Origin of the sequence: Nonomuraea sp. SYSU D8015, from assembly GCF_008065375.1 — a bacterium.
GTDB lineage: Bacteria > Actinomycetota > Actinomycetes > Streptosporangiales > Streptosporangiaceae > Nonomuraea.
Genome location: NZ_VJYI01000010.1, coordinates 411,303 through 419,105 on the forward strand (window position 1 = coordinate 411,303; position 7,803 = coordinate 419,105).

The window sequence follows — 7,803 nt, forward strand, 5'->3', positions numbered from 1 at the left end:
CCCCGGGGCCCCCGAGCGCCTGCGGCCTTGGCCGGCCGCTGGGGCCTGGGGTTCTGGGGTCAGCCGTGTGGCGGACCGCTGATCACCCCCCAGGTTGACGACGCCCCTCCCGCCCCGTCGCCACGATGAGGTCCTCACCGTCCCCCACGGAAAGGACCTCTCGCCATGGACAACACCGCCGTCATGCCGATGCCGGCCATGACGGGCCAGGTGCCCGGCGGGCTGCTCTACGGCCTGCGCGTGGCCCTCGTGCAGATCGTCCTGGCCGTGCTCGTCTGGCGGCCAGGACGCGGTGCCGGCTGGCCGGCTCTGGCCAGCGTCGCGCTGTTCGTGGCCGGCGGTCTCCAGCACGTCACCTGGCTGTGGCTGGGCGCCCACCTGCCCACCGGCGTGCTGCTGTTCGGGCTGGTCGCAGCGGTGCTGTTCTGGGCCTGGTCACCGGCGGCCGCCCGCCGCCGCTAATGTCTTGGGTGTGTACGTCAAGATCTGCGGATTGAGCGAGCCCGAGCACGTGGCGGCCGCCGTCGAGGCGGGTGCCGACGCCGTCGGGTTCGTCATGACCCGGAGCCCGCGCCGCATCGAGCCCGAACGCGCCGCCGAGCTCACCGCGCTGGTCCCCGACCACGTGCTCACCGTCGGCGTGTTCCGCGGCGAGGACCCCGAGACCGTGCGGGCGGCGGCGCATCTGTCCGGAGTGCGGGCCGTCCAGCTCCACGGCCGGCACCCGCACGAGGACTTCACCGCGCTCAAGGACCTCGGCGCCCTCCTGATCAGGGCCGTCGACGCCGAGGCCGACCTGCGGTGCGGCGCCTACGACGAGGATCTCCTCCTCGTGGACGCCCCCCACGCGGGCTCCGGCCTGCCGTGGGACTGGGCGGCGATCCGCGGCCGCCCGACGGGCCGCTGGCTCCTGGCCGGCGGCCTCAGCCCTTCCAACGTGACCGAGGCCATCGCGGACGCAGACCCGTGGGGGGTCGACGTGTCCAGCGGCGTCGAGACCTCGCCCGGGGTGAAGGACCCCGCCCTCATCAAGGCGTTCCTGGCCGCGGTGCGCGGCGCCCGCTGACCTGGCGCGCGCCCTCGGCTTCACGCACGCCTTCGCCGCCGCCGGTCCCCGCGGGAGACCCCCGTCCCGGGCGGCTTCGCCGTGCTCAACGACCGTTGCCCGGGCTCGTACGACGACAGGTTGATCGTCTGGAGCCGCGACGACCTCGGCCCGGCCCCAGAGGCGGCCGAGATGCCGCTGCGGGCGGCCGACGAGACCCTCGCCGAGCGCGCCCACCGGCAACGCGACATCCTGGCCGCGCCCCCATCCATGCGGGGCTTCCGTCCGGCCCCTGCCCCGGCTGTCCGACGCGCGTGATGCGTCGTCCCGCGTGCGGCGGGATGAGAGGCGGCCGGCCGGGGGTGGCGGTGCCGGGGCACGCGAGCGGGCGGGGGTGCCTTGTCGTGGGGGCGTCCCGTCTTCGGGGCGCGGGCGCGTACGGCGAGGGGGTGGTACGGCGAAGGGGGAGGTGGGGCGGGTTTCAGGCGGACGAAGGCGGGGCCGCTGCGTTGGAGTTCCACGCAGTAGGGTCTGCTGCGTGAGCGAAACTTCCGCCGAGGACCGGATCTGGACGGTTCCCAACCTGCTGAGCTTCCTGCGCCTCCTGGGCGTGCCCGTGTTCCTCTGGCTGGTTCTCGGGCCCAAGGCGGACGGGTGGGCCATCGGGGTCCTCGCGGTCGCCGGGTTCACCGACTGGCTCGACGGAAAGATCGCCCGCGCGTTCAACCAGACCAGCAAGCTCGGCCGGCTCATCGACCCGGCCGCTGACAAGCTGTACGTGTTCGCCACGATCCTGGCCCTCCTGCTGCGCGAGGTCATCCCCTGGTGGCTGGTCATCGTCATCCTGGGGCGGGAACTCTTCGTCGCGAGTTGCTTCCCCGTACTCCGCAAACACGGCTACCGGAAACTTCAGGTGCATTTCCTGGGCAAGGCCGCCATGTTCAACCTCATGTACGCCTTCCCTCTGCTCTTCCTTGCCTCCCACACTGGGTGGTATGCCGATATAGCCCGAATTGCCGGGTGGGCTTTCGCGCTCTGGGGAACGGGCCTCTACTGGTGGGCAGGGGTGCTGTACGTGGTGCAGGTGCGTCAGCTCGTGGCGTCGGCCAAGAAGGAGTGATCGGGTGAAGGCGGTCGTGATGGCGGGCGGGGAGGGCACTCGGCTGCGCCCCATGACCGCCAACCAGCCCAAACCCTTACTCCCGGTGGTCAACCGCCCGATCATGGAGCACGTGCTCCGCCTGCTCAAGCGACACGGCGTCACCGAGACGGTGGTCACGCTCCAGTTCCTGGCGGCCCTGGTGCGCAACTATTTCGGCGACGGCGACGAGCTCGGCATGAGCCTCCAGTACGCCACCGAGGACCTGCCCCTCGGCACCGCGGGCAGCGTCAAGAACGCCGCCGACCGCCTCCGCGACGACCGATTCCTAGTGATCTCCGGCGATGCCCTGACGGATATCGATTTATCCGACATGGTCAGATTTCATCGCGAAAACTCGGCGTTAGTGACGATCGGCCTGAAACGCGTGCCGAATCCCCTCGAGTTCGGGATCATCATCGTCGACGAAGAGGGGCGCGTGCAGCGCTTCCTCGAAAAGCCCACGTGGGGGCAGGTCTTCTCCGACACCGTCAACACCGGCATCTACGTGATGGAGCCCGAGGTTCTCGCCGCCGTGGCCACCGGCGAGCCCGTCGACTGGTCCTCCGACGTCTTCCCCGCCCTCCTCGGACGCGGCGCCCCCATCTACGGCTACGTCGCCGACGGCTACTGGGAGGACGTCGGCACCCACGACAGCTACCTCAGGGCCCAGGCCGACGCCCTGTCCGGCAGGGTCGCCCTGGACATCGGCGGCTTCGAGCTCTCGCCCGGCGTCTGGGTCGCCGAGTCGGCCTCCGTCGACCCCGACGCCGTGCTCAAGGGCCCGCTGCTCATCGGCGACTACGCCAAGGTGGAGGCGGGCGCCGAGCTGCGCGAGTACACCGTGCTCGGCAACAACGCCGTCGTCCGTGAGGGCGCCTTCCTGCACCGCGCGATCGTCCACGACAACGTCTACCTCGGCCCCGGCGCCCACCTGCGCGGCTGCGTGATCGGCAAGAGCACCGACGTGATGGCCGGCGCCCGCATCGAGGAGAACGCCATCGTCGGCGACGAATGCGTCATCGAGTCCGAGGCGTACGTCTCCAGCGGCGTCAAGGTCTACCCGTTCAAGACCATCGAGGCCGGCGCGGTCGTCAACACCAGCGTCATCTGGGAGTCGCGCGGCCAGCGCAACCTGTTCGGCCCGCGCGGCGTCAGCGGCCTGGTCAACGTCGAGATCACCGCCGAGCTGTGCGTCCGCCTGGCCAGCGCGTACGCCACCACCCTCAAGAAGGGCGAGTACGTCGTCACCTCCCGCGACGCCTCGCTGGCCGCCAGGGCGCTCAAGCGGGCCGTCCTCGGCGGGCTCACGGCCGGCGCGATCAACGTGCTGGACCTGGAGGCCGCCCCGCTGCCGGTGGCCCGCTTCCACACCGCCCGCGAGTCGGCCGCCGGCGGCATCGCGCTGCGCACCACGCCCGGCGACCCGCAGAGCGTGGACATCGTCATCATGGACGACCGCGGCGCCGACCTGCCCCCGGCCGCCCAGCGCAAGCTGGAGCGGGTCTTCTCCCGCCAGGAGTTCCGCCGCGCCTTCCCCGGCGAGATCGCCGAGCTCACCTACCCGGCCAGGGCCGTCGAGGACTACACCCACGAGCTGCTGCGCCACATCGGCGTCGGCGACGTCAGGGACATGAAGGTCGTGGTCGACTGCGCCGGCGGCACCTCCTCGCTGGTGCTGCCCACGCTGCTCGGCCGGGTCGGCGTCGACGTGCTGACCGTGAACGCCCGCCTCGACGACGTCTCGCCCACCGAGACGCTCGCCGAGCGCCGCCGCGACCTGCAACGCCTGTCCGAGCTCGTCAGCTCCTCCCGCGCCGCGTTCGGCGTGCGCTTCGACCCGGTGGGCGAGCGCATCGCCCTCGTGGACGAGATGGGCCAGCTCATCAACGAGGAACGCGCCCTGCTCGTCGTGCTCGACCTCGTCGCCGCCGAGCGCAGGGGCGGCCAGGTGGCGCTGCCGGTCACCACGACCAGGGTCGCCGAGCAGGTCTGCCGCTTCCACGGCGTGCAGGTCCAGTGGACCTCCACGGCTCTCGACGCCCTCACCTCGGCCGCCGCCGGGCCCGACATGATCTTCGCGGCGGACGGGCGCGGCGGATTCGTCGTGCCCGAGTTCAGCCCCGCCATCGACGGGCTGGCGGCGTTCATGCGCCTGCTGGGCCTGGTGGCCCGCACCCGCCTGTCGCTCAGCCAGATCGACGCCAGGATCCCCGAGGTCAAGCTCCTCAAAAGGACCGTTCCCACGCCGTGGGCGGCCAAGGGCGCGGTGATGCGCTCGGTCATCGAGGCGGCCGAGGCCGAGGCCGAGGGCCACCGCATCGACACCACCGACGGCGTGCGCGTGGCCCGCGACGACGGCAGCTGGGTGCTGGTCCTGCCCGCCGCCACCGAGCCCGTCACCGACCTGTGGGCCGAGGCGTCCGACATGGACGGCGCCCAGGCCCTGCTCGAACGCTGGGCACGCATCGTCGAGCAGGCGGCCTCCTGAGATCACCGAGCGCGACGTACGGAACTCTGTCGATGATGTGCGCGCGGAGTGCCGCAAGATCGTAATGTAGAAACGCGCGGCGGCATGGACCACGGGGCGGAAGCGGCGGTAACTTTGTCTGCGTCCAAACCAACCGTCCAGCGCCCCGAGTTGACCTTTGCCGCTGATCAGCGTAAGTTGCGGCATTCGCAAACGTGAAAAAAGCGAAGCGAGGCGCGCTCCGAGCACTGTCGCCGCGTCTTCGCGGTAGGAGGCCGAGCCGATCGATGCCGAGCGTCTACTGCACGCAGTGCGGGCACGCCAACCCCGAGGATGCCCGTTTCTGTTCCCGTTGTGGGTCACCGCTGACCAGACCCGAGGTCTCCGGGGACACCACGTCGACGATCTCCGTCGCGGGAATCGAGGCGTACGAGGCTGAGACAGGCGACATGCTCCTGGCCGAACGGGCGATCGTCGAGCAGCTCCCGCCCGGCACGGCGTTGCTCACGGTGACCAGGGGCCCCAACCAGGGGAGCCGCTTCCGGCTCGACAAGGACCTGACCACGACGGGCCGCCATCCGGAGAGCGACATCTTCCTCGACGACATCACGGTCTCCCGCCGCCACGTCGAGTTCTACCGCCATCGCGGCGGCCAGTTCTCCGTGCGAGACGTGGGCAGCCTCAACGGCACGTACGTCAACAGGGAGCGGATCGAGGAAGTCCCCCTGCACTCCGGAGACGAGGTGCAGATCGGCAAGTTCCGCCTCGTCTTCCTGATGCGGGGCAACTCCAGCCTATGAGTTCGCAGGCGGCACGCTCGCACATGAGCATCGGGGAGGTGCTCGCGCTCCTGCAGGGCGAGTTCCCCGATGTCACCGTCTCCAAGATCAGGTTCTTGGAGGGCGAAGGGCTGATCGAGCCCGAGCGCAGCCCCTCCGGCTACCGGAAGTTCACCCACCTGCACGTCGAGCAGCTGCGCTTCATCCTCACCGAGCAGCGCGACCACTATCTGCCGCTGCGCGTGATCAAGGACAGGATGGCCGAGAGCTTCGGCCGCCCCCGCGCGGTGCAGAAGAAGCAGGAGGTCAAGCTCAGCCGCGGCGAGCTGATCGAGGCCGCCGGGATCGACGAGGAGACCCTCACCGAGCTCGAAGACTACGGCCTGCTCGCCCCGGTGGCCAGGCGCTACGACGAGGAGGCGCTCAAGGTGGCCCGCACCGTCGGCGCCCTGGCCCGCTTCGGCCTGCACGCCAGGCACCTGCGCGCCGTCAAGGCGGCCGCCGAGCGGGAGTGCGGCCTGGTCGAGCAGACGGTCGCGCCCGTGCTCAAACGCCGCGCCCCCGGGGCCATCGGCGAGGCGGAGGAGACCGCCAGAGAGCTGTCCACCCTCCTGCTGGACCTGCACGCATCCTTGGTCCGCACGGGCGTACGCTCGGTTCTGGGACGTTGAGAGCGAACCGAGCAGGGAGGCTGAGGCACATTCCAGGCGTCCCGGGTGTTACGTTGAATTGAAGTAGCCAGTCCAGCAGAAGCGACGAGCAAATAAGCTGTGCCGGGTGACCGGTCAGGAATACGGAGCAGCCCGTGTTGCAGATGGAGGTCGTGGGCGTACGAGTTGAAATGCCCACAAATCAGCCGATCGTCTTGCTCAAGGAGGCACACGGGGAGCGGTTCCTTCCTATATGGATCGGCATGACCGAAGCGACGGCCATCGCCTTGGCCCAGGCGGAGGAGCCTCCGCCGCGGCCGCTCACCCACGACCTCTTCCGAGACGTCCTGAGCGCTCTGGGCGTCGGCCTGCGAGCGGTCAACATCGTCGCCCTGCGCGACGGCATCTTCTTCGCCGACCTGGTGTTCTCCAACGGCGTGGAGGTGAGCGCGCGGCCGTCCGACTCGATCGCGCTCGCGCTGCGCACCGGAGCACGCATCTTCGCCAGCGAGGAGGTGGTCCAGGAGGCCGGCGTGGTCATCCCCGACGACCAAGAGGACGAGGTGGAGAAGTTCAGGGAGTTCCTTGACACGATCACTCCCGAAGACTTCGGCAGGGCGGGGTAGGTATTTCGGTGCATTTACGCTTCACGACGCGCCGAGCCGGATCGTTGACTGAGCATGGTCGCGGTCCTACGGTGCAAGTGAAACCCGTGGTCGCCCTATGTGAACCCCCAGATCAGGCCACGGGATGAGAGAAAGCCGGAGGTCCGCGTGGCGGTCAGCAGCGGCGAGGGAAAGACGGCCGGCCAGGAAGATCCGGTGCGGCGCGAGGACGCGCGGCAGCGTGCCGGGGAGCAGGGTCTGCTCTTCGACGAGCAGCCGGCGGCGTTGCCGGGCGACATCGGATACCGCGGGCCCACGGCCTGCGCGGCGGCCGGCATCACCTACAGGCAGCTCGACTACTGGGCGCGCACGGGCCTGGTGGAGCCCACGATAAGGGCCGCGCAAGGCTCGGGCTCGCAGCGGCTCTACAGCTTCCGCGACATCCTGGTGCTCAAAGTCGTCAAGCGGCTCCTCGACACCGGGGTGTCGCTGCAGCAGATCCGCACGGCCGTGCAGCACCTGCGTGATCGCGGGGTCGCCGACCTCGCCCAGATCACGCTCATGAGCGACGGCGTCAGCGTCTACGAGTGCACCTCGGCCGACGAGGTGATCGACCTGCTCCAGGGCGGCCAGGGCGTGTTCGGCATCGCGCTCGGCCGGGTCTGGCGGGAGGTCGAGGGATCTCTCGCGGAGCTGCCGGGGGAAAGAGCGGCGGTCGAGGACACCGTCCCGGCCGACCACCCCGCTGACGAGCTCGCCCGGCGCCGACGCGCCCGACGCATAGGCTAGTGTCATACGCCTGAAATCCGTCGGTTAAGTTCATATGCTGGCGGACATGGCGCATTCAGGACCGACGGCAGTGGAGATCCATCTGACTGAGGCTGAGCGGGCTCGGCTGATCGGCATGTCCGCGGAGCCGTCACGGGTGGCGATCCGGGCGAAGATCGTGCTGGCCTGTGCGGAGCCGGGATCCAGTAACGCGCAGGTGGCGCGGGAGTTGGGCATCGCCGTGGGCACGGTGCGTAAATGGCGTGCCGCCTTCGCCGAGGGCGGGCTGGGCGCCTTGGTCGATGAGGCCCGCACGGGGCGGCCCAAGGCGGAGTTGACGGTCACCGA

Annotated in this window: 10 protein-coding genes; all 10 read left to right on the forward strand. The window is 70.0% G+C overall.

Annotated features, from left to right (window positions below; all coding sequences use genetic code 11):
* Positions 1-165: 165 nt before the first annotated feature.
* Entirely contained in the window at positions 166-462 is a 297-nt protein-coding gene (locus ID574_RS36240; RefSeq protein WP_223167422.1) for a hypothetical protein, read from the forward strand.
* 10 nt (positions 463-472) lie between these two features.
* Positions 473-1,066, forward strand: coding sequence for a phosphoribosylanthranilate isomerase (locus ID574_RS36245; RefSeq protein ID WP_188193488.1), 594 nt, complete (start codon positions 473-475; stop codon positions 1,064-1,066).
* 81 nt (positions 1,067-1,147) lie between these two features.
* A complete protein-coding gene (locus tag ID574_RS36250) occupies positions 1,148-1,363 on the forward strand; it encodes a hypothetical protein (protein WP_188193489.1) in 216 nt (71 codons plus the stop codon).
* A 220-nt stretch (positions 1,364-1,583) separates the two neighbouring features.
* A complete protein-coding gene (locus ID574_RS36255) occupies positions 1,584-2,165 on the forward strand; it encodes a cardiolipin synthase ClsA (RefSeq protein ID WP_188193490.1) in 582 nt (193 codons plus the stop codon).
* 4 nt (positions 2,166-2,169) lie between these two features.
* A complete protein-coding gene (locus ID574_RS36260; RefSeq protein WP_188193491.1) occupies positions 2,170-4,674 on the forward strand; it encodes a mannose-1-phosphate guanyltransferase in 2,505 nt (834 codons plus the stop codon).
* A gap of 266 nt (positions 4,675-4,940) precedes the next feature.
* Entirely contained in the window at positions 4,941-5,453 is a 513-nt protein-coding gene (locus tag ID574_RS36265) for a double zinc ribbon and FHA domain-containing protein (RefSeq protein ID WP_188193492.1), read from the forward strand.
* A 23-nt stretch (positions 5,454-5,476) separates the two neighbouring features.
* Positions 5,477-6,103, forward strand: a complete 627-nt coding sequence (gene ftsR / locus ID574_RS36270; protein ID WP_188193493.1) for a transcriptional regulator FtsR — start codon at positions 5,477-5,479, stop codon at positions 6,101-6,103.
* Positions 6,104-6,237: 134 nt separating this feature from the next.
* The gene (locus ID574_RS36275) at positions 6,238-6,708 is read left to right on the forward strand and encodes a bifunctional nuclease family protein (RefSeq protein ID WP_020539830.1); all 471 of its coding nucleotides are present in this window, start codon (positions 6,238-6,240) and stop codon (positions 6,706-6,708) included.
* Between the two features lie 147 nt (positions 6,709-6,855).
* Entirely contained in the window at positions 6,856-7,476 is a 621-nt protein-coding gene (locus tag ID574_RS36280; RefSeq protein WP_138669872.1) for a MerR family transcriptional regulator, read from the forward strand.
* Positions 7,477-7,522: 46 nt separating this feature from the next.
* On the forward strand, positions 7,523-7,803 hold a 281-nt coding region (locus ID574_RS36285), incomplete at its 3' end, for a helix-turn-helix domain-containing protein (protein WP_188193494.1).

Coding starts and splice junctions, on each gene's coding strand:
- ID574_RS36240 (WP_223167422.1), top strand. CDS start 166: ATGGACAACACCGCCGTCATGCCGATGCCGGCCATGACGGGCCAGGTG.
- ftsR (WP_188193493.1), top strand. CDS start 5,477: ATGAGCATCGGGGAGGTGCTCGCGCTCCTGCAGGGCGAGTTCCCCGAT.
- ID574_RS36265 (WP_188193492.1), top strand. CDS start 4,941: ATGCCGAGCGTCTACTGCACGCAGTGCGGGCACGCCAACCCCGAGGAT.